The 21,837-nt window shown below is 52.1% G+C and carries 22 protein-coding genes and 1 other annotated feature; of the genes, 6 read left to right on the forward strand and 16 right to left on the reverse strand.

Going from position 1 to position 21,837, the window contains the following annotated elements; all coding sequences use genetic code 11:
- Positions 1–37: 37 nt before the first annotated feature.
- On the forward strand, positions 38–853 hold the full coding sequence (proC, locus tag J3482_RS09370) for a pyrroline-5-carboxylate reductase (RefSeq protein WP_146822263.1): 816 nt from the start codon (positions 38–40) through the stop codon (positions 851–853).
- 134 nt (positions 854–987) lie between these two features.
- Here the strand turns inward: proC and J3482_RS09375 are convergent, their stop codons facing one another.
- From J3482_RS09375 to J3482_RS09400, 6 genes are all read right to left on the reverse strand, one after another.
- Positions 988–1,785 carry a 3'(2'),5'-bisphosphate nucleotidase CysQ gene (locus J3482_RS09375; protein WP_146822262.1) on the reverse strand — a complete coding sequence of 266 codons (798 nt, stop codon included), beginning with the start codon at positions 1,783–1,785 and terminating at the stop codon, positions 988–990.
- 127 nt (positions 1,786–1,912) lie between these two features.
- Positions 1,913–3,067, reverse strand: coding sequence for a sulfate adenylyltransferase (gene sat, locus J3482_RS09380; protein ID WP_223204073.1), 1,155 nt, complete (start codon positions 3,065–3,067; stop codon positions 1,913–1,915).
- A gap of 82 nt (positions 3,068–3,149) precedes the next feature.
- Positions 3,150–3,737 carry an adenylyl-sulfate kinase gene (gene cysC, locus J3482_RS09385; RefSeq protein ID WP_146822371.1) on the reverse strand — a complete coding sequence of 196 codons (588 nt, stop codon included), beginning with the start codon at positions 3,735–3,737 and terminating at the stop codon, positions 3,150–3,152.
- 71 nt (positions 3,738–3,808) lie between these two features.
- The gene (locus J3482_RS09390) at positions 3,809–4,705 is read right to left on the reverse strand and encodes a sulfotransferase family protein (protein ID WP_206922311.1); all 897 of its coding nucleotides are present in this window, start codon (positions 4,703–4,705) and stop codon (positions 3,809–3,811) included.
- Positions 4,706–4,812: 107 nt separating this feature from the next.
- Positions 4,813–5,355, reverse strand: a complete 543-nt coding sequence (locus J3482_RS09395; RefSeq protein WP_146822260.1) for a hypothetical protein — start codon at positions 5,353–5,355, stop codon at positions 4,813–4,815.
- A gap of 240 nt (positions 5,356–5,595) precedes the next feature.
- Positions 5,596–7,047, reverse strand: a complete 1,452-nt coding sequence (locus J3482_RS09400) for a catalase (protein WP_146822259.1) — start codon at positions 7,045–7,047, stop codon at positions 5,596–5,598.
- Positions 7,048–7,192: 145 nt separating this feature from the next.
- Between J3482_RS09400 and J3482_RS09405 the strand changes: the two genes are divergently transcribed.
- Positions 7,193–7,591, forward strand: a complete 399-nt coding sequence (locus tag J3482_RS09405) for a Fur family transcriptional regulator (RefSeq protein ID WP_146822258.1) — start codon at positions 7,193–7,195, stop codon at positions 7,589–7,591.
- A gap of 141 nt (positions 7,592–7,732) precedes the next feature.
- Here the strand turns inward: J3482_RS09405 and J3482_RS09410 are convergent, their stop codons facing one another.
- A complete protein-coding gene (locus tag J3482_RS09410; protein WP_438938557.1) occupies positions 7,733–8,110 on the reverse strand; it encodes a winged helix-turn-helix transcriptional regulator in 378 nt (125 codons plus the stop codon).
- Positions 8,111–8,280: 170 nt separating this feature from the next.
- Here J3482_RS09410 and J3482_RS09415 point away from each other — a divergent pair, with 170 nt between their 5' ends.
- From J3482_RS09415 to J3482_RS09425, 3 genes are all read left to right on the forward strand, one after another.
- The gene (locus J3482_RS09415; protein WP_206922312.1) at positions 8,281–8,814 is read left to right on the forward strand and encodes a YceI family protein; all 534 of its coding nucleotides are present in this window, start codon (positions 8,281–8,283) and stop codon (positions 8,812–8,814) included.
- A gap of 92 nt (positions 8,815–8,906) precedes the next feature.
- Positions 8,907–9,359: a YaiI/YqxD family protein gene (locus tag J3482_RS09420; protein WP_206922313.1), complete on the forward strand. Its 453-nt coding sequence runs from the start codon at positions 8,907–8,909 to the stop codon at positions 9,357–9,359.
- 102 nt (positions 9,360–9,461) lie between these two features.
- Entirely contained in the window at positions 9,462–10,256 is a 795-nt protein-coding gene (locus J3482_RS09425; protein WP_328702679.1) for an ABC transporter ATP-binding protein, read from the forward strand.
- 133 nt (positions 10,257–10,389) lie between these two features.
- Here the strand turns inward: J3482_RS09425 and J3482_RS09430 are convergent, their stop codons facing one another.
- The 4 genes from J3482_RS09430 to J3482_RS09445 all read right to left on the reverse strand — a co-directional run bounded on the left by J3482_RS09430 (position 10,390) and on the right by J3482_RS09445 (position 17,007).
- Positions 10,390–11,415, reverse strand: a complete 1,026-nt coding sequence (locus J3482_RS09430) for an NADH:flavin oxidoreductase/NADH oxidase (protein ID WP_206922315.1) — start codon at positions 11,413–11,415, stop codon at positions 10,390–10,392.
- Between the two features lie 245 nt (positions 11,416–11,660).
- Positions 11,661–13,109: a degradosome RNA helicase CshA gene (gene cshA / locus J3482_RS09435; RefSeq protein WP_146822252.1), complete on the reverse strand. Its 1,449-nt coding sequence runs from the start codon at positions 13,107–13,109 to the stop codon at positions 11,661–11,663.
- 332 nt (positions 13,110–13,441) lie between these two features.
- On the reverse strand, positions 13,442–15,025 hold the full coding sequence (locus tag J3482_RS09440; protein WP_206922316.1) for an APC family permease: 1,584 nt from the start codon (positions 15,023–15,025) through the stop codon (positions 13,442–13,444).
- Between the two features lie 38 nt (positions 15,026–15,063).
- On the reverse strand, positions 15,064–17,007 hold the full coding sequence (locus J3482_RS09445) for an ABC-F family ATP-binding cassette domain-containing protein (RefSeq protein WP_206922317.1): 1,944 nt from the start codon (positions 17,005–17,007) through the stop codon (positions 15,064–15,066).
- 245 nt (positions 17,008–17,252) lie between these two features.
- Here J3482_RS09445 and J3482_RS09450 point away from each other — a divergent pair, with 245 nt between their 5' ends.
- A complete protein-coding gene (locus tag J3482_RS09450; protein WP_146822249.1) occupies positions 17,253–18,437 on the forward strand; it encodes a solute carrier family 23 protein in 1,185 nt (394 codons plus the stop codon).
- Between the two features lie 49 nt (positions 18,438–18,486).
- On the opposite strand, the gene J3482_RS09455 is transcribed toward J3482_RS09450, so the two are convergent.
- The 5 genes from J3482_RS09455 to J3482_RS09475 form a co-directional block, all read right to left on the reverse strand.
- Positions 18,487–18,801: a chorismate mutase gene (locus tag J3482_RS09455; RefSeq protein WP_146822248.1), complete on the reverse strand. Its 315-nt coding sequence runs from the start codon at positions 18,799–18,801 to the stop codon at positions 18,487–18,489.
- 68 nt (positions 18,802–18,869) lie between these two features.
- Positions 18,870–19,093, reverse strand: a binding site (T-box leader).
- Positions 19,094–19,172: 79 nt separating this feature from the next.
- Positions 19,173–20,015 (reverse strand): SDR family oxidoreductase, encoded by an 843-nt coding sequence (locus J3482_RS09460; RefSeq protein ID WP_146822247.1) that lies wholly within the window; start codon positions 20,013–20,015, stop codon positions 19,173–19,175.
- A 69-nt stretch (positions 20,016–20,084) separates the two neighbouring features.
- Positions 20,085–20,627, reverse strand: coding sequence for a peptide-methionine (S)-S-oxide reductase MsrA (gene msrA / locus J3482_RS09465; protein WP_223204071.1), 543 nt, complete (start codon positions 20,625–20,627; stop codon positions 20,085–20,087).
- A 207-nt stretch (positions 20,628–20,834) separates the two neighbouring features.
- Positions 20,835–21,155, reverse strand: a complete 321-nt coding sequence (gene trxA / locus J3482_RS09470) for a thioredoxin (RefSeq protein ID WP_021297513.1) — start codon at positions 21,153–21,155, stop codon at positions 20,835–20,837.
- Between the two features lie 87 nt (positions 21,156–21,242).
- A complete protein-coding gene (locus J3482_RS09475) occupies positions 21,243–21,818 on the reverse strand; it encodes a DNA-3-methyladenine glycosylase I (RefSeq protein ID WP_146822246.1) in 576 nt (191 codons plus the stop codon).
- Positions 21,819–21,837 lie beyond the last annotated feature (19 nt).

Below are 21,837 nucleotides of genomic sequence, written 5' to 3' on the forward strand. Positions count from 1 at the left end.
AAAATGCAAGCCAATTCGGACGACAGAGGTGAACAATTTGACAACAGTTCACGTGCTCTTTATCGGCGCGGGCCGCATGGCACGCGCTATGATTGCCGGGATCCGGCGGCGTCAAAGTCCCATTCACTGGGACATTACGGTCGCCAATCATCAAGACAGCGCGCGATTAACGGAACTGACGACGACTTTTCACGTGCGTGCACAAAAAGACTGGACAGCAGCGGCAGAACAGGCAGACATCATCCTCCTCGCCATGCCGCCAGCAGCCCACCAAACGGTGCTTGCAACGCTGTCCCATCACGTGTTACCGCATCAGTTAGTCGCGAGTGTCGCAGCTGGCATTGGCGTCTCCGGTTTAGCATCCAAGCTACCCGAAGGCACGCAATGCGCGTGGCTCATGCCGAACATTGCCGCAGCTGTCGGCGAATCGATGACACTATGCACATTTGGCGATACAGTGACCGCAGACAATCGGGAAAAACTCGGCGAAATCCTTCGCGGTTTAGGTCAATATCACGTCTGCACAGAAATGCAGGTCCATCACCTCACAGCCATCACTGGCAGCGCACCGGCCTTCGCCTTCCAATTCGCCGAAGCACTGGAGCAAGCGGCCACCGCGCTTGCGACGGACGAGGCGACCGCACGCCTGCTCGTCGGCCAAATGTTGCTCGGCTCAGCCAAACTGCTGCTCAGTGGACGTCCCCCCGAACAGCTCACAGATGAAGTCGCCACACCCGGGGGCGCTACGGCAGCAGGACTCTCTGTGCTCACACAGGCCCAATTCAAAACTCGAGTGATAGACGCCATCGAAGCGACCAATCAGCGAGCACGCGCACTGGCGCCAGAAACATGACAAAGACGCATCGTGATGATGCGTCTCACACAATTCAACCGTCCCATTGAAATGGCATTGCTATCCCCAGCACTGCTACAAACTGAAAACCAGTAAACCTTAAAAAAGCCCGATGTAAAGCGCCCGATGTGATATCAGGGGGTCGCCGAGTTGCTGAGATACAATTCAATTTGACGGATGAGCTCGTCCTTACAATGCATCGACGTAGCGATAATACCCGGTACCAGCGTTTGCTCGCGGTTGAACCGAAACGGCTTCCTGTCTTTGTCGACGACAAATCCGCCTGCTTCCTCGACCAGGAGAACACCCGCCGCGATATCCCACTCGTTTTTCGGCGTCAAACTGAAGGTCGCATCTGCTCCACCCGCCGATACGCGCGCCAGCTTATAAGCGACCGACCCGAGCGGCGAGACGTCGAGCAAATCGGCAAACGGTTCAAACTCCCCGCGGCGGATTTCGGAACGGCTGCCAAAGACCGTAATACGGTCGCCAAGCGCCGCCTGCCGCACATGCGTCCGCTCGCCGTTCAGGGTCGATCCCGCCCCCTTCACCGCCTGAAAGTACTCATCGGTCATAGGGTTGTATATCGCGCCGAGAATCGGCACGCCATCCTCCACCAACGCGACAGAGACGGCGAACTCCGGCAGCGATTTGACAAATTCGCGCGTGCCATCAATCGGATCAACAATCCAAACGCGTCGATGCGAGCAGCGCGTGAGATCATCGGCCGATTCCTCCGACAGCCACGCGTCCTCCGGAAATGCTTTAGAGATTTTGCTGCGCAAAATGGTGTTTGCGGCCAAATCGGCCGTCGTCAGCGGATCCTGGTTGTCCTTGAACGTCGTTTCAAACCCTTCGCGGGCAATTCGAACAATCTCCTGTCCCGCTTCCCGCACGGCGGACTCCAATACGCGAATTTCACGTTCTAACAAACAGATCACCTCCTAATACGATAGATTGTGCATCAGTTCGCCATTGTTCCCAACAGCAGACATCAACTAAAAAGCAGAAGGTGCACGGCATCAGGCACCTCGCCGCACACCTTCCGGACCCAGCCGATTAACTTTTCGTATAGTATTCCATCAACACTTCGACGACTTCAGGGCGGCTAAACTCCGGCGGTGGTGCAATACCCTCGCGAAGCATCGCGCGCACTTTTGTGCCAGACAGTGTCACGTGGTCGTCATCACCGTGTGGACAAGTTTTCGCCGTCGCCATCCCCTGGCACCTTTTGCAATAAAAAGCGTTGTCGAAGAACAGTGGTGTGATGCCCAAGTCGCGTGTGTCAAAGTTGCTAAAGATATGTTGCGCGTCGTAGGTGCCGTAATAGTCGCCGACACCGGCGTGGTCACGACCGACAATAAAGTGCGTGCAGCCGAAATTCCGGCGTACCAGCGCATGCATAACAGCCTCTCGCGGACCCGCATAACGCATCGCCGCCTTATAGACGCCAAAGAACGTCCTATCTTGTGGATAATAATGCTGAAGAATCGTTTGATACGCGCGCAGGCGCACATCAGCAGGTACATCGTCCGACTTCGTCGGCCCGACGAGCGGATTCAAAAATAGGCCGTCGACACCTTCCAGCGCAATCTTCTGGATGTACTCATGCGCACGGTGCACAGGGTTGCGAGTTTGGAACCCGACGATGGTTTTCCATCCCTTTTCCGCAAAAATCTTGCGTGTCTGTTCCGGTGTAAAAAAGTAATCTGTAAATTCGTCCACGCGCTCATCTTCAAACACTTCGACCGGCCCACCAAGATACACACTGCCGCGCTCATATAAGCGTTTGACACCTGGGTGCGCATCCTCGGTCGTCCGATACACCTGCTTGGCTTCGTACGTCAAATCCGGGCGATACATATGTTCGACCTGCATCGCCGCACAAATGACACCATCCGGCCGGACGAGGGCAATTTCCTCACCGATGGAAATTTCCTTTGCGAGCTCTTCCGTCACAGGCAGCGTAACGGGAATCGACCAAATAGCCCCATTCGCGAGATGCATAGTATCGACCACAGACTTATAGTCTACTTCCGACATAAACCCAGTGAGCGGAGTGAACGCGCCGATGCCAATTTGATAAACATCGGATACCGCGACATCGTCGAGAACGACCTTCCGCTTCGATGCGAGCGCCTGACGGCGGGCCTCCTGGGTTTCTGTTGGAATCATTGTATTGACAAGTGGCTGTGCGTTTGAATCAACTGACACAAAACTGCCTCCTTCAACATGAATCCCGCACACGACCGGCTGGCTACGCCATCCGAAGCGCCACGGCGGAATCCTGCTACAACTAGTACAACTTTGATTTTACACCTTCTAGAATATGATCGATACAGTCCTGAATCGACATTTCCGAGGTGTTTACCGTGATATCGGGCTGTAACGGTGGCTCATAAGGTGAAGAAACGCCAGTAAACTCTTTAATCACGCCGTTTTTTGCCTTCTCGTACAAGCCCTTCGGATCTCTCGTCATGCAAACTTCCACTGGGCACTCGACGTATACCTCAATAAAGGAATCGGACGAAACAATTTCCCGGGCACTGTCTCTATCCTCGCGAAATGGCGAAATCAGCGCCGTGATGGCGACAACACCCGCATCCGCGAACAGTTTAGCCACATGTGCTACACGCCGCACGTTTTCGCGACGTGAATCCTTATCAAAGCCGAGACCAGCGTTCAACCCGTGGCGTAAATTGTCCCCATCAAGTAAATAGGTATGTACCCCAGACTCATACAAGCGCTGTTCCAATGCGTTTGCAAGTGTCGACTTCCCCGCACCCGAGAGGCCGGTAAACCAGATACACAACCCACGATGACCATTCAAACCTTCATGCTGTTTTCGCGTGATTTTCTGTTCGTGCCAAACAATCGCCGACATGTCCTGCTCCTTTCCTGACGCCAGCCCTTTGCGCTCATTGCCACCAATATACGCATCCTCTGGCCCTATCGTCATGACAACCACCCACTCAAATCGCGATGAAGTAGGTCCTGAAGATGGAGCACGTCCTCTCGGAAATAACGGGCAAGCATCTTCTCCGTCTTCGGCGATGGTTTGTCTTTCACGAGCGTCATGCTCTTCGCGCGTTGCCCCAACTTTTGCCGGAAGTCCTTCGGCAAAAACGGCTTAATCACTTCTTTGACAGCGTTCGGCTTCGCAAAAAACTCGTACATTGCCCGAGATTTTGGCTTCCCCGACTGGTTGTGCCGAATCGACGTATCAATGTGTACATCGTCGCGAAGGTGTAGAAACGACAACAACTCGCGGACGACTCGTTCCGAATCGGCTAAATCCTCATACAAGAAAATTTTCAACTGGTCACGGCTGAATACGCTCATATACGTCTCAATTGACTTCGCATACAAACCGGCTTCTTTATACCACCAAAGTGGCTGATAGTTTTGTTCCTTACGAGCGGCTTCTTGCTCAAGTGCCTCTTCAAACGACAACGTCTCCCGCCCGTCTCGCACAGTGTGCATGTACGCGGAATACGCACGCTCTACCGGATTGCGCAAAATAAAAACAATTTTAGCATCCGGATTGAATTTATGAATGCGCGTCGCCACCTGTGGAAACGTCAGATAGTAGACCGACGCCTCACCGACGACGCGTTCGTTCTGGACGCCGTCAAACAGCGCCATATAGTCCTCCAGTGTGCGCATGGTGTTGTCGTTAAACCCCTGGTCACCAGGCCTTTCAAACCGTTCCGGAAAATCGGGTACACAAAAATAGTGCGGCTCCTTCACCCGGCTCATAAAGACATCCGGATGTTGCCTCACATAGTGAAATAAGGAAGTTGTCCCCGACTTCGCCGCTCCAGCAATAAAAAAATTCGGAGTTCGACCCATCTCTAGTCCACCTTTCACGATGAGTATTGTAGACGATATCACTTGAAATTTCATTGAACTAGCTGTGGTATATTATAAATTTGCATAAAAATACCCGCCGAAGCGGGTTAATCTTGTAGGTCAGCGGCGGACTGTCCCTTTCGTTTCCTGCGCTTGGTATTTCGCTTGCGCTTCGAAATGCGCAATTTCACTTCGCGCTCCACCGACGTATACTTCGTCACCATAGCTGGCGTCAATTTTCCCTGGGATGTGAACATACAAAAATCGAACGGTGTTTTCAGGTCGTCTTTTGCCACCTGCAACTCCTCGGCCAATGCATCCTTATCTAACACTTCGCGCTCCCGAAACTGCGGAGACAACACGGCGATTTCGCCGCTCGGCAAAGAAATGGTAATCTCCTCTTCTTCGTTTCCAGCGAATAGTTCTTCAATTTCTTCCAATAATAACTTATTTTCTTCGTTGCGCTCTTTGGCTATCTCTTTGTTTTGAAAGTACCGCAAAACTTTGTCCTCAAGCCGCAAGCGAGCCGTTTGCTCTTGTTCATCCGTTACCGCTTTTGATTGCGCTACCGGTTCGTTCGTTGCCTCGTCCACCCTACCAGAGGCGCCCACTTGCGTTTGTCCAGCGATGTCCTTTTCCGTTGTCGACACTAGTCCGATTCACCTCATGTTCGTTTCCGTGATATGTCTCTGCATCGAGAAACGGTCACACAGCTATGTATTCTATCACGAAGCGCACTTCCCCGGACACTCAATCTGACCACACTAACTCATCTCACCTCGCGTTCAACAGCAAAAAGCGGCCTTTTCCAAGCGCACGAGATGCACTGGAAAAAGCCGCTATCCCTATAGCTCATCGCGACATAAACCGTCGTCGGCAAGCCATGTGAATTAGGAATTGATGTTCGTCGATAGGCCAAGACCGGCTGCGACACGTGCGCCATAATCCGGATCTGCCTTGCTGAAATGCTCAATCTGGCGACGTTGAATCGACTCATCGACTCCTTGCATCGCATGCACGATGTTGTCAATCAAGTGCGCCTTGTCCTCCGATGACAACAAGCGATACAAGTCGCCCGCCTGCGTATAATGGTCATCACGCGGATACGCGTGTTCCGCCGCGACACCCGAGACAGGTAAGAGATATCCCTTCGCCGTATCAGATTGCGTGGGACCATGAAAACTATTCGGCTCATAATTGACGCTGCCGCCACCATTGTTATCAAAACGCATCGCACCATCGCGTTGATAATTTTGTGCCGTCGTTGCATGAGGGCGATTCACGGGCAGCAGGTTATAGTTCGTGCCAATGCGGTAGCGATGCGCATCGGCGTAAGCAAAAAGTCGCCCTTGTAGCATTTTGTCCGGCGAAAATCCGATGCCAGGGACAATGTTCGCAGGGGACATCGCCACTTGCTCAACTTCTGCAAAATAGTTCTCCGGGTTGCGATTCAATACCATGCGCCCCACAGGGATCAGCGGGTAGTCCTCGTAGTGCCAGACCTTTGTCACATCGAATGGATCAAATTGATAGGTTTGTGCATCCTCCAGTGGCATGATTTGAACGTAAAGCGTCCACGCCGGATAGTCTCCCCGCTCAATCGCACGGAAAAGGTCGCGCGTATGGTAATCAGGGTCTTCACCGGCAATACGAACGGCCTCTTCACGGGTAAAGTTCTCAATCCCTTGTTCTGTGCGGAAGTGATATTTGACCCAAACCGCCTCGCCTTTGTCGTTTACCCACTGGAACGTGTGGCTGCCGAACCCGTGCATGTTGCGCAGCGTTTTTGGCGTCCCCCGGTCAGAAAACAAAATCGTCACTTGATGCAAACTCTCCGGCGACAAGGACCAGAAATCCCAGACCGCGTTCGGGTCCTTGAGGTTCGTCGCAGGATTGCGCTTCTGCGTGTGGATAAAATCCGGGAACTTCAATGGATCCCGAATGAAAAATACCGGTGTATTATTGCCGACGATGTCATAATTGCCATCTTCCGTGTAAAACTTGACCGCAAATCCTCGCGGGTCGCGGTCGGTATCCGCGGCTCCCCGTTCTCCCGCAACGGTCGAGAAACGGACGAACACTTCCGTGCGCTTCCCAACCTCAGACAAAAATTTCGCCTTGGTGTATTGGGCGACCGGGTGTGTCACTTCAAAGTAGCCATAAGCCCCTGTACCTTTCGCATGCACAACGCGTTCCGGTACGCGCTCACGATTAAAGTGCGCGAGTTTTTCCAGCAAATGAACATCTTCCAGCAGAACAGGGCCACGGGCTCCGGCCGTCTTTGAATTTTGATTATCGAGGACGGGGGCACCAGATTGTGTCGTCAAAGGCTTATCAGACATCGTCGCCACTCCTTAGTATTAGACTTAGTTCAAATTCTGATATATAATTTATCACGAAATGAACACACTGGCAAGATAGAAACATTGACCGAATCCGTGAGATACGGTTAGATACTTGAAGAAGCTTTTGGAGGGGGTGAATTCCGTGAACCAAAAAATCAACTGGACGACGCAGCGAAAAGTCATATACGAATTGGTTCGCGACACCACGGACCACCCAACAGCGAGTGATGTAATGGAGCGGCTGCGGTCTGAAGGCTATCATTTCGCGTACGGCACAGTGTACAATTCTCTGCGCTATCTCGTAGATATGGGCTTAATTCGTGAACTGAAACTCGGCAACGCCGTCAGTCGTTACGACGCGCGAACCGAAGAGCATCTTCACGTCATTTGCGATATTTGTGGAAAAGTGGCCGAAGCGGAAATGGACTTACCTACCCATTGGCTGGATGAAATCGCAAGCAAGACAGCGTTCCAACTGGACAGCCCAGAAATTCTGTTGCATGGCATCTGTCAGGACTGTCGCAAGGGAGAAACGCATTGACTCACCTAGATGTTCTCCAACTACCTATCGATATCTTCCTATCGACTAACGGCAGCGACTAGATTGCAAGCGAACCTGCCTGCTCGCACCCATAGCGCTGCCAGCGGCCGAGACATCACACACAACCCAGACGGACTTTTTTCACATCGTGCCATCGTGCCCGAATCCTGTGCCCTCTGTATGTTGATTCCGTTCCACACTGTGCTGGCGCTTGAGGTGCAGAGCGCCCCACTCGTGCATCAACGTGAGAATGGGTTGCAACGTCCTTCCGTACGCACTGATGGAATACTCCACACGCGGCGGAATTTCTGGATACACACGCCGCTCGATGATATCCTCTTGTTCCAATTCCCGTAACTGTTTCGTCAACACGCGCTGCGTGATACCAGGAATCTGTTTCTTTAGTTCATTAAAACGCAGAGTTTTGTCCGTCAGTTGGAAAAGTATTATCATCTTCCACTTACCACTGATGATATCCAAAGTAGAATTCACGAAGCAGTGTCGCGCGGTTTCATCCACATCAATCGCTCCCGCATCGCTTTAGTATTCCAGAGGATACTAAGGCACCTGAGTGTACGTACTTAACAAAAAATAATTGCCGATAAATAATTAGATTATAAATTTCCGGACAGTTGTCGTTTGCAATACGCCGGAAAACATGAAGACCATCATTTCGGGAGGTACAGCACATGGCAAAAAGTACTTGGGCCGTAGACCCTGCTCATTCTGAAATCGGTTTCAGCACCAAACATATGATGTTTACGACGGTTCGCGGTTCCTTTAAAAAATTTGACGCCACAGTTGCCGCAGACCCCGATGATCTCAGCACCGCCGATATCGAATTCACGATTGACGCCGCGAGCGTCGATACGCGTAACGAAGACCGCGACAATCATTTAAGAGGGGCCGACTTCTTCGACGTCGAGAACCATCCAACCATCACCTTTAAAGCGACCGACATCAAAAAAACCGCAGACCAAGAATATGACATGACAGGCTTGGTCACCATCCGCGGTGTGACCAAGCCTGTCACATTCCACGTGGTGTACAACGGCACCGGTAAAAACCCATGGGGTGCAGAAGTCGCTGGCTTTGAAGCAACGGCAACCATCAGCCGAAAAGACTTCGGCCTCACCTACAACGCAACACTGGAGACCGGTGGCGTACTGATTTCTGACCAAGTCAAACTCAACGTCGAAATTCAAGCAAGCAAACAGGCATAACCCAGCTTCCATTTTTATGATAAACTGATACCGTAACAGGGGCAAGGCGTTTACCTTGTCCCCTTTTTCCGTTCCTGATGGGAGGTATACAGGTGGTCATTTACGTAGATGCAGACGCCACACCTAAACAGGTCCTCCGAGTCACCAGAGAACTCGCCGCAAAGTATGACATTCCCGTCATTACGGTCAGTTCCATTAACCACGAAATTGGAGGGGCCCACCATATCCAAGTCGATGCCGCTTCCCAGGCAACGGATATGGAAATCGTCCGCAGAATCGAATCCGATGTTCCAACGATTGTCATCACACAGGACTACGGCCTAGCGGCGCTGGTACTCGCCCGCAAGGCGTTTGCCATTTCGCCAAGTGGGTTGCTATATACCAATGAAAATATTAATCAGCTTCTTGATGAGCGTGCAGCCAGCGCGAAACTGCGAAGAGGCGGCAAATTTCGTATGCGCGGACCACGACCACGAACCCACGAAGACGACGAAAAATTTGCGCAAGGACTGCACCATTTAATCGAATCCCTCCTACACCCCTAACCTGCTCGCTTGCGACTTCGTGTATGATAGAAGTATCGTTGAAATCTTCAGATAAAAGAGGTATGTGCTGTGAGCGTGATCGAGTGCAGGGATGTCACCTGGGTGAGAAATCAGAAAACCATTCTTCAGAATGTTCAATGGTCTGTGCAAAAAGGCGAGCACTGGGCCATTCTTGGACTCAATGGGTCGGGGAAAACCTCTCTATTAAACATCATCAACGGCTACCAATGGCCGACCCGCGGGACGGTGTGTGTGCTTGGTCAAACTTTTGGCAAGACTGACCTCCCCTCCTTGCGCAAACAAATTGGCTGGGTCAGCGCCTCGATGGCCGACCGCTTTGCGGCCGACAGACCGACGGACAGCGCACTGGAAGTGGTAATAAGCGGCAAATACGCATCCATTGGACTCTGGTCACCAACCGACAAAGTAGCCGACGAGCGAGCGGCACTGCGCTGTCTCGAGGATGTACACGCCGAACACCTGGCAAATTCCCTGTTTCGCGTACTATCGCAAGGGGAAAAACAGCGCGTCCTCTTGGCTCGGGCGCGGATGTCGCAACTGGGCCTCTTTATTCTCGACGAGCCATGCACCGGCCTGGACATCCTCGCAAGAGAGGTACTCCTGGAGTCGATTCAGGCATCGACCACACAACCAGATGGACCGACCATTTTATATGTCACGCACCACACCGAAGAAATTGTCCCCGGCATCACACATGTACTTCTCTTGTCGCAGGGCGAAATCGTGGCCGCAGGGCCCAAACAAACCGTTCTGACCGACCAGAACTTATCGCAAGCCTTTGGCCTGGGTGTCACAGTCGAGTGGAAACAAGACAGGGCCTGGCTGCAAGTCGAAACATCCCTGTCGAAGGCGCCCATTGGCGCTACTGGGATGTAAGGAAAACACTTGTTGCCCTCTATAAATAAAAGACCCACTCACGCCAACTGTACGCGTGAGCGGGTCTTTTTCCTTTGACATCTCTATCCTCCGCTATTGCCGCAATAGGCACATGCCACCACAACGCGACGGTTTAGCGGATAGCCATTTCGTACTGTTTTGGCGCAAGCGGTTTGACGCGGAGCTGCTGCGCTGCATGTAGCGCAAAATACGGGTCGTTGAGCAAGCCCCGGGCGATAGCGACGAGATCTGCATCTTCATTGGCAATCACCGACTCGGCAAGCGCTGCGTTATCGAGCATTCCGACAGCGATAACCGGTACGCCCAACTGCTCTTTGATGGCTCGCGCGAATGGCACTTGATACCCTGGGTAATTCCCCGGGCGGCGCTTGCCAGCCGGTCCCTCGCCACCGGAACTAACATGGAACATATCGACGCCGGCACGGTGATATGCCCGACAAAGCTCGATAGCGTGGTCTATGTCATAACCGCCATCCACATATTCCACAGCCGACAGCCGGAACAAGAGCGGCATCGAGCTCGGCATCTCCGCCTTCATGGCCTCGATAACTTCGACGCCAAACCGAGTCAAATCAGCCCCGTACGCGTCCTTGCGGTGGTTGGTCAACGGTGATTGGAACTGATGCACCAGATAGCCGTGCGCACCGTGAATTTCAATCGTGTCGACGCCAGCCCTCACTGCCCGTCGCGCAGCGGCAGCAAATTTCTCGACCATCCGTTTGACTTCGTCGGTCGTCAATTCGCGAGGCGTCTTGTAATTGTCTCCTTCGAAACGGATGGCGGACGGCGCCACTGGTTCGGGCGCGTCTTCAGCCTTGCGACCTGCATGGGCAATCTGAATGCCAATCTTGGCGTCGTACTGATGAACAGAATCGATAATGCGTTGAAAAGCTGGGATATGATCATCCGACCACAGACCAAGGTCGTAATCCGTAATGCGACCGTCTGGCTCAACGTCGGTCATCTCCATGATAATGAGGCCCACTCCGCCGATAGCCCGGCTTGTATAGTGAACGTAGTGCCACTCATTTGGAACGCCATCTTTTGCCGTGACGGAGTATTGACACATCGGCGCCATGACGATGCGATTTTTCAAGGTCAAATCCTTCAAAGAAAATGGTGTGAACAACCTTGCCATAAGGGCCCTATCTCCTCTCTCCTGGTGTATGCGTATTGTCTCTATGCTACACGCAAGACGCACCCAACACTCTACTATCATAAATTTAGGGACTTCAATTCGCAAATCACCTGAGGGAAATTTGCCAGATGTTCAAGTTCCCAAATCCTAGATGACCGCCACTTCCCGGAAATTTGGTCAAAAAACGAGCCGCCCCAAGTCCTTCTTAGGCCGGCTCGTTTCAATTGGCACATCGTAAAATTGCGTTAACCGCGTGCGCGGTTGCCGCGGTAGTGTCCACTACCACTGCCCTTGCCATAGCGGGAAGAACCATGACGACCTGCATCGCGGCCCCGATGATCACGCCCGCGTTCACTCTTATGTTGACCGCGGATGCGAACAGGCCGCTCTGCTGTCAACGTGATTGGCACTTCTTGCGTGCCCTTGGTCAACAGCTTAATCGCTGCAGAAACGACCGTAATGGAATCCTGATTCTCCAGCAGTTCCTCAGCCAAATGGCGGAACGCGCCGAGATCTTCATTCTGGCAGGATTCGAGCAATTGTTCCATAGCCACCCGCTGCTTGCTCTCCCTCGCCTCAATGTAGGTAGGCAATGGTTTGCGTGTGATTTTCCGCTTCGTCACGCGTTCAATGTGATGCAAGTGGTCAATCTCGCGCGGTGTGACAAACGTGGCGGCAATCCCGCTCTTGCCAGCGCGCCCCGTACGGCCAATTCGGTGCACATAACTGTCGATGTCCTGTGGGATATCGAAGTTGTAGACGTGCGTGACACCAGACACGTCGAGTCCACGTGCCGCAACGTCCGTCGCCACCAACACATCCAGTCCGCCATCACGAAACTTGCTCATGACGTTATCGCGCTGTTTCTGACTGAGGTCCCCGTGCAACCCGTCGGCAATATACCCACGGGTCTGCAACGCGCTCGTCAATTCATCGACCCGACGTTTCGTCCGGCCAAAGACAATCGCAAGTTCCGGACTTTGAATGTCGAGCAGACGCGTCAACACATTTAATTTCTGTGCTTCGGACACTTCATAATACACTTGCTCGATACTTGGGACCGTTACCTCGCTGGCCTTTGCTGAAACAACGACAAAATCGCGCATGAACTTTTTCGCCAGCTCGCGAACCCCTGGTTTCATCGTGGCCGAGAACAAAAGGGTTTGCCGTTCTGCTGGACACTCAGCGAGAATCGTTTCAATATCCTCGACAAATCCCATATCGAGCATTTCGTCTGCCTCGTCGAGTACCGCGACGCGAACGCCATCGAGACGCACCGTACGTCGGTTCATATGATCCATCAACCGCCCTGGCGTCGCAACGACCACGTGCGGACGATTGCGCAACGCGCGAATTTGTCGCCCGATGTCCTGACCGCCATAGACTGCCAGCACACGTACACCCTTGACGCTTCCGACTTTAATGATTTCCTCAGCCACCTGAATGCACAATTCCCGCGTCGGTGTGAGAATAAGCGCCTGTAATGATTCACTTTTCGTATCGACGAACTCGACTACCGGAATGGAGAACGCCACTGTTTTACCAGTGCCGGTCTGCGCCTGACCAATTACGTCTTGACCAGTCATCGCCACGGGAATCGCCTGAGATTGAATGTCTGTTGCCGACTCAAACCCCATGTTTCCAAGTGCTTTAAGGACTGGTTCACTTAAATTCAGTTCTGAAAATAATGCCATACATTTACCCCTTTAACGTTTCGGTTGTCGCCTAAGTTTAGACTTGTACAATTCGCTTCACGACATACCTCAAAATGCAATTTCCTGCCCAGTTGGGCTGTTGGTGCACATGACGGCTATGTAAAGTGGATACACAGTGGAGATTTCCGACGGAAGTCATCAGTTAGAGGAGGAGGTATTGACGACAGGACTCTCTGCCTGCCCACAATACGACGTGGTCACTTACTGAATGCTGCATGGAGCAACGATGACCGGAGGGGTGCATTACTGCACCCCATGCCCGAAAATTCATCATTTCGAGCGTCGTTCTATGCACGCACAAGTCACTTGTGTCATGTATCCGATCCTTCTTCATCCATCTCATCTTCGTCGAGCATCGCTTTGGGTAGCCCCGTGCGGCCGCCCCAATAATATGTGATCACTGCAATCACAGCGATAACCACTTGGTCCCAAACTCGCGGTATCCAGGCAATACCCCCAAAATCCCCGAGTTTCGATACAATTATAATCGCCGCATAATAAAATACCAACCACCATGAAGCTTTCAACTGCTGCATAAACGAGACTTGGCGCTTCGGAACCCACTTATACGCTATCACATAGATGACAAACATCACCAACTGTGAACCGAGTAACCACGAATCCACTGTCCACCCCGTCCAGTAGACAATCAAACTGGCGATGATGAACGCAATGGGTCCAATAACGTGCATGCCCTTCAAGTAAAATGGACGCGCCAACTGCGGTGCATTTCGGCGAAACGCATACGCGGAAATCGGTGCAAGTGCGTACGTCAGCACGAGAGCGTCCGAGACCACCCCAATGAGCGTCCCCCAAGATGGGAACGGTAGCGTCCAAAAGATTGAAAAGACGAAAGACAGCCACAAAGCGGGCCGTGGAATGCCAGTCCTTTTGTCAATTCTACCAAACAACTTGAACAATGTCCCGTTTTTCGCCCAGCCAAACACAATACGTGACGTAGAATTCATAAAAATGTTGGCAGATCCGCTCGGAGACACAATCGCGTCCAAGACAATCAGAATGGCTAACCAGCCAATACCAAGCATGACGGCGAGATCGCGAAAAGGCAAGCTGAATGCCTGACTGATACCCGTCCACCCACCGGCGAGTCTTGCAGTTGGAATCGCGCCGATAAAGGATACTTGCAGCAAAATATAGACCACGGCCGATAAAATTACAGACAAAATGAGTGCCAAAGGAACGGTTCGCTGGGGCCGCTTGGCCTCACTCGCGACCGAGACGATAGGCTGTAATCCAAGATAGGCAAACATAACGCCACCGGTTGAAATGGCGGTTTCAATGCCAGAAACACCAAATGGTGCAAACCCATGTACAGTGAAATTGCCACTTTTTAAGTGAATCAGCAGAACAATAATCGTCAGCGAAGGTACGACAAACTTGAGAATCGTCATGACCGTATTGACTTTTGCGAACGTGCCGACACTCCAGTAGTTTAAAAGAAAAAAGACGAATAAGAGTGCGACCTGCAAAATCCAGCCAAGCAAACTCGGCGATTGTCCGCCCGAACTTGATAGCGCCGGCCACCAAGATGCTGCGTACTGGCGTGCTGCCTCCACTTCAATGCTGCACAAACTAGAATAAGCAATCAGCGTCGCAAATCCCATCAAATATCCGAGCAAGGGGCCATGCGAGTAGACCGGATAGCGAACAATTCCACCGGCCCGCGGAATCGCCCCGCCCAGTTCAGCATAAACGAGCCCCAGGAGAATCACGGCAATTCCGCCAATCAGCCACGAAATCCAACCTGCTGGGCCTGCATCAGACGCAACCGTACTTGAAGCAAATAACCAACCTGATCCGAAGATAGCCCCAAAGCCGATAAAAATCAGATCTGACAACGACAACCGCTTTTTCAGTTTTCCGTTTTGTTCCACAAAACCACCTCCAGCCTCTCATCGTAAGAATATGTTACTCAGACAGGCGAAACGCCATCACCCTGTGATTGACGCTTACTACGTTCGATTTCCTCAGCCAACTCGTTGAGATACGTCCAACGCTCCAATAAGTTATCGAGTTTTTCCTGCAGTTCGGATTGCTGCTCAAACAGTTCGGCCAACTTGACGTGATCAGCCGCATGAATTTGCATCTGCTTCTCCACCTCGGCAAGCGCCTGTTCAGTCTCTTCAATCCAACCGTCTATCTGTTCGTATTCCTTCTGCTCTTTGAACGTAAATTTCACGACGTTGCGCCGGCGCTCGTGCGACGTCGCTTCAATTGGCCGGGCAGCTTTCGCTGGTGATTCCACCTCACGTTGCCCCTGCGCGTTCACGCGCTCGATATAATCCGTATAATTACCAAATTGAACGTCAATGCCCCCCATATCGCCAAAAACAAACACCTTGTTCGCCACCCGGTCGAGAAAATACCTATCATGGGATACAGCGATGACCGCTCCAGGAAACTCATCCAAATACGATTCCAACACGGACAGGGTAGGAATGTCGAGGTCATTTGTCGGCTCATCCAGCAGCAACACATTCGGTGCAGACATCAGCGTCTTTAAAAGGGCAAGCCGCCGGCGCTCACCACCGGATAACTTCGCGACAGGAGTCCACTGAAGACTCGCCGGAAACAAGAATCGTTCGAGCATCTGTGACGCGCGAATGCGTTCCCCATCCGCTGTCTCCACATACTCGGCTTCTTCTCGAATCACGTCAATCACCCGCGCATCCTTGTCCACTAAATTGTGTTCCTGGGCGAAGTAACCGATTTTCACGGTCAATCCGGTACGCACCTCCCCTGCATCCGGCTGCTCTATGCCGGCCAAAAGCTTCAGCAAAGTCGATTTGCCGACACCATTCGGCCCCACAATGCCAATGCGGTCATCGCGCTGAACGATGTAGCTGAAATTCTGAATAATGGGTCTTCCTCCGTACGACTTGCTGACATGATCTAACTCAATCACGAATTTTCCCAATCGACTGGCAGCAGCCGAAATTTCGACCGCTTCCTGACTGGCCTCAGTCGTCATTTCTAGCACTTCATAATAACGCTGTGTACGAGCCTTTTGCTTTGTGCCCCGAGCACGCGGTCCCTTGCGAATCCACTCAATTTCATTGCGCAAAAAGTTTTGTCGTTTTTCCTCGGATGCGCGCTGAACTTCTTCTCGAGCCAACTTACCCTCTAAAAACGACGCATAGTTGCCCGGATACGTGTAAATGCGGCCCTGATGAAGTTCAAATATGCGATTGACTACCCTATCTAAGAAATAGCGGTCATGCGTAACCATAAACAACGCACCTTTGCGCCGTTGCAGATACTTTTCCAACCAGGCTACCGTCTCGTTGTCAATGTGGTTTGTCGGTTCGTCGAGCACGAGCAAATCCGATGGTTGAATGAGCGCCCGCGCCATCGCCACACGCTTGCGCCATCCGCCGGAGAGTTCTCCGACTTTCCGATAGACATCAGTCACACCCAACTGTGTCAGAATCGCTTTCGCTTCGTGTTCCAAACTCCACGCGTCCGCTGCATCCATCTGGGCCTGTAGGCGAATCAGTTTTTCCTGCGCCCGTTGCGACTGAGGATTCTGCAATGCATCACGCACAGCATCTTCGTAGTCGCGTAAAAGCCGCATGATCGGCAAATCGCCGTGGTAGACCTGCTCGAGTATCGTCGATTCCGCATCGAATTGCGGTTCTTGCGGCAGGAAGTGAACACGCGCCCCACCACTGAACACAATTGTTCCCGAGTCTGGCACGTCGACGCCCGCAAGCATCTTCAACAGTGTCGACTTCCCCGTTCCATTGACGCCGATGAGCCCAATTCTATCTGTGTCTTCAATCCCAAATGAGACGCCACTTAGCACCACTTTTTCACCGTAGCGCTTCTCGATTCGCTCTGCAGATACGATATTCATTGTCACCCGTCCCAAACTTCAATCTAACCGTATGCGCGCCCCTATTGCACGACGCCGGGTCCCGCTCGTGGCGACAAACGGTCATTCTCACGCCATCATACCACGCCAGCCGCTGCCGTATGCCCGCTAAACCAACGCCGGTGACAGTGCTCGCCGAATTTTTTATCGCCAGAAGGGCCGCCGATGGATATACTATTGGACGGTGTTCGTCAATTTTCGAGTATATGTAACAAGGAGGCTATCTCTTGAGGTCGTTTCTACGCGCAGTACCGCTATCCTTTCAGCACGTTTTCGCCATGTTCGGCGCGACAGTGCTTGTCCCTCTTTTAACCGGACTCGACCCCGGCTCAACCCTCGTCGCCAGCGGCGTCGGCACCCTTATCTTTCACCTCATCACCCGTGGCAAAGTTCCCACCTACTTAGGGTCGTCATTCGCCTTTATCGCGCCGCTCACCTTGTTCGTCGGCAAGCATCATACGCCGGGACAAGCTGTCACAGGGCTGATTAGCGTTTCCATCGTCTACGGCATCCTGTCACTGATTATCGCAGGTATCGGCGTGGCGCGCGTGCGCAAAGCGATTCCACCCGTGGTCGTGGGGCCGGTCGTCGCCATTATCGGATTGTCGCTCGCGCAAACAGCTATCCAGTCGGAAGCCTCCACCCACTGGGATGTGGCCATCGTCAGTCTCTTAGCAGGAATTCTCGCGTCGCTTGTAGGGCCGAAACAACTTCGACTTATCCCAATTTTATTCGGCATCGTGATTGGCTATGTGTACGCCATCCTCCGCGGCCTGGTCGATTTCAGCACCATCCGCCACACACCTTGGGTACAACTTCCACACTTCACCGCCCCGTCCTTCAGCTGGTCCGTCATTTTAGCGATGGCCCCTATCGCACTGGTCACATTTGTCGAAGATTTGGGCCACATGTTCGTGCTTACGGAAATCACTCAAAAGGATGTCATCAAAAGCCCTGGTTTCTCTTCCATTCTCTTGGGCAATGGCGTCGCCACCTTCGTTTCCGCCTTTCTCGGCGGCCCAGCACAAACCACGTACGCAGAGAATCTCGGTGTGCTGGCCATGACACGACAATTTTCTAGCCGCATCATCCAAGGGGCAGCCATCATCGCCATCATCCTTGGGCTACTTGGTAAATTCGGCGGGCTGATTCAATCCATTCCAACTGCCGTCATGGGAGGCATCGGCATTCTCCTATACGGCATGATTGCTGCAATGGGCATTCGCCACATGATTGAGGAAAAAGTAAACCTTGGAAACATGAAAAATCTGATCATCGTTGCGGTCATCTTCATCATCGGCGTCGGGTACGCCAATAATGGCATCGCCTACGCCACCATCGCTGGCCTGCTCATCTACTGGCTAATCCCCGACTTGAGCGCGCGCATCAACAAACAAACAGAACACAACTAAGTGACAAACGCCACGATTCCGGTGTAAAAAATCGTGGCGCCTTTGTCGCTCAATTCTCTTGTCCCGCACACTCGCCTTGAATCATCTCCCTCTCCATGCGGCAAGTCTCCTCATGAATGAGACGATACAGGCGAGACATAAATTGTTCGCTCAATTGATACTGCTCTCCCATCGCGATGTACGACCGCTCAACTTGCACTGCCCGATCCCGCTGCACCACCGGCTTCCTCCACACCTGCTTTAACGCAGCAACTTTCTTCGCCACTTCAAACCGCGAAGCGAGCACCTCCACGACCCGCTTGTCAATTTCATCTATCTCCGTCCGATACCTTGCGATGCCATCTCTCCACAACTTTTCTGTCATACAGATTCCCCCAGAACTTCGTTTTACGTGCCAAACGCCTGTACCGAAACGACAAAAAATCCCGCCCCAATAGGGGCGAGATTTCTCGCGGTACCACCCTAATAAAAGGTTTCAAGCCTTTTATCTTCATTCAGATAACGAAGCTTGCGCTCCGGCACGGACTACACAGCCATCTCGACCTTCACCCGGCAGCTCCAGAGTGAACTTCAACTATGCCCGTCCGCCGGTTCGCACCCACCACCGACTCTCTGTTTGGTTGGACACAGCCTACTCTCTCCATCACAGCAATGACGATTCTGAATTTTTATATACCTTATGCAAACTTTCCAGTTCTGTCAACTGCTCGGTTACCTAGCAAATCAAAGGGCGCACTAGCCGTTGACAATGGTCCCCCCATTGATATGCAAAGTCTGCCCGGTCATATACGATGAATCCTCGCTCGCCAAAAACACATAGGCGGGCGCGAGTTCATATGGCTGTCCGGCCCGTTTCATCGGTGTATCGTCGCCAAACGTCACAATTTTCTCAGGCGGAAAGGACGCTGGTATGAGCGGCGTCCAAATCGGTCCCGGCGCGATGGCGTTCACCCGAATGCCCGACGTCGCAAGCGACCGCGACAACGCACGTGTAAACGACACAATCGCCCCTTTCGTCGACGAGTAATCGATGAGTTGAGGCTCGCCTCGATACGCCGTAATGGACGCAGTATTGATGATGGCACTGCCAGAACGAAGATGAGGCAAGACGGCCTTGGTCAATTTGAATTGGGAGAAAATATTGGTTTGAAACGTATATTCCAATTGCTCATCCGAAATATCCAAGAGGCTATTGGCGACAAACTGTACCCCTGCGTTGTTAACGAGTACATCTATGCGGCCAAAACAAGTTAACGTCATCTTGACAATGTTTGCACAGTGCGCGGGATTCCCAAGATCGCCCGGAATCAAGAGACACCGCGCGCCATAGTGCATGACCACGCGTTTGGTCTCTTGCGCATCTTCATGCTCATTCAAGTACGATATCACCACATCAGCGCCTTCTTTCGCGAAGGCCACGGCCACAGCGCGACCAATCCCACTGTCCCCGCCTGTGATGATGGCGACTTTATGACGCAATTTACCCGCCGCTTTGTAATCCGGATTGTCGAACACCGGCCTGGGAACCATGAGGGATTCGATACCCGGTTGTGATTGCCTTTGTGGAGGAAAGCCCACCCTGCATCACCTCAAAATCAAGATGTTACAATCTATGGGCGGGCGCTCCCTCCTGCCACTCGCAACACCTCAGTCTCCCCAATGATACTCAATAAATCGGTCGCGCCCGGACGCCTGCCGATAGCGGGTATAGTGCAAGGCATTGCGTTTGTAATAGTCTTGATGATAATCTTCTGCTACATAAAACGGCTTAGCTTCTAAAATTTTCGTGACAATCGGTTTTGAAAAACGTCCCGATGCCTCTAACTTGCGCTTTGATTCCTCTGCCGCGAGGCGCTGAGCCTCGTTGTGATAGAAAATCGCCGTCTGATACGAACTCCCGCGGTCATAAAACTGGCCGCCCGGATCTGTCGGATCAATTTGCCGCCAATAAATATCAAGCAGTTCGTCATACGTGATAATACTAGGGTCAAACATAATCTGCACCGCTTCATAATGGCCTGTCGTCTCTGAACAGACCTCCTCATAGGTCGGGTTTTCCGTCGTTCCACCTGTGTATCCAGAAACCACTTTGAGAATGCCCGGCCACTGGTCAAACGGTTTCACCATACACCAAAAACAGCCGCCAGCGAACGTCGCAATCTCGTAGTTCCGATTTTGTGTATCTGGCACCTTTCATCCCTCGCTATCTCCTGGATGTATCTATGCTCAATCACCCATCCATACATCGATGAATCCATGGTACACCATCAATATGTCTTGGCAAAACCGCCACTGCCAGTTCGCAAACTACGGAACAGCAAAGGTATAGCAAAATAGCCACTGTCCAGTCGGACAGTGGCATAGACGCTTTCATGCAGCCGCCTATACAAGAACCCTTTATGCAAGCACTTCTGCCAATTCGGCTTCCAGTTCGGCTTTTGGACGATAACCAACAATCTGTTTCACAACTTCGCCGTTCTTAAATAGTAACAGGGTCGGGATACTCATAATTCCGAACTGCTGCGTGGTCGTCGGGTTTTCGTCGACATCCAGTTTTGCAACCGTCAACTTGTCACTATAGTCGTCTGCAATTTCTTCAAGCACAGGTGCCATCATCCGGCACGGACCGCACCAGGTCGCCCAAAAGTCCACCAAAACAGGCTTATCAGACTGAACTGCCGTGGAGAAATCCGCGTCTGTCACTTTCTGTGTCGCCATGAATACCACACTCCCAGAATGATGATACGCACACTCGCGTGCCACCTTTTCGTTACTTTTTTATAGTATAACCACAAAAGTAATTTTTCAATCCGCCTTCCCGCCCAGTTCACGATAGCGAAAACATGTTGTCACATGATCCATGACAATCCCTACCGCCTGTAAATAAGCGTACAGAATCGTCGTCCCGACAAAATTGAATCCCCGCCGCTTTAAATCTCGACTCACTTGATCAGATAAATCCGTTCGCGTTGGCACCTGGCTTAGGCTCTCCCAGTGATTGATTAACGGCTTGCCATCGACAAACCCCCAAAGGTAGTCGGCAAACGTTCCAAACTCCTCCTGAACTCGCAAAAAGGCGTTCGCGTTCCGTATCGCAGATGCCACTTTCAACCGATTGCGAACGATACCCGACTCCACAGAGAGCAATTGCGCAACTTTATCATCGCCGTACTGTGCAACGCGTCGGACGTCAAACCCATCAAACGCAACCCGGTAGTGTTCCCGTTTCTTGAGAATCGTGTACCAACTGAGACCCGCCTGCGCCCCCTCGAGAACGAAAAATTCAAAGAGCTTGGTGTCATCGTAAACAGGTACCCCCCACTCCACGTCGTGATAGTGAATATAAAGCGGATCATCATTGACCCAACCGCAACGCATCATTAGACTCTTCCTCCAAACG

This window comes from Alicyclobacillus suci (genome assembly GCF_017329615.1).
Lineage (GTDB): Bacteria > Bacillota > Bacilli > Alicyclobacillales > Alicyclobacillaceae > Alicyclobacillus > Alicyclobacillus suci.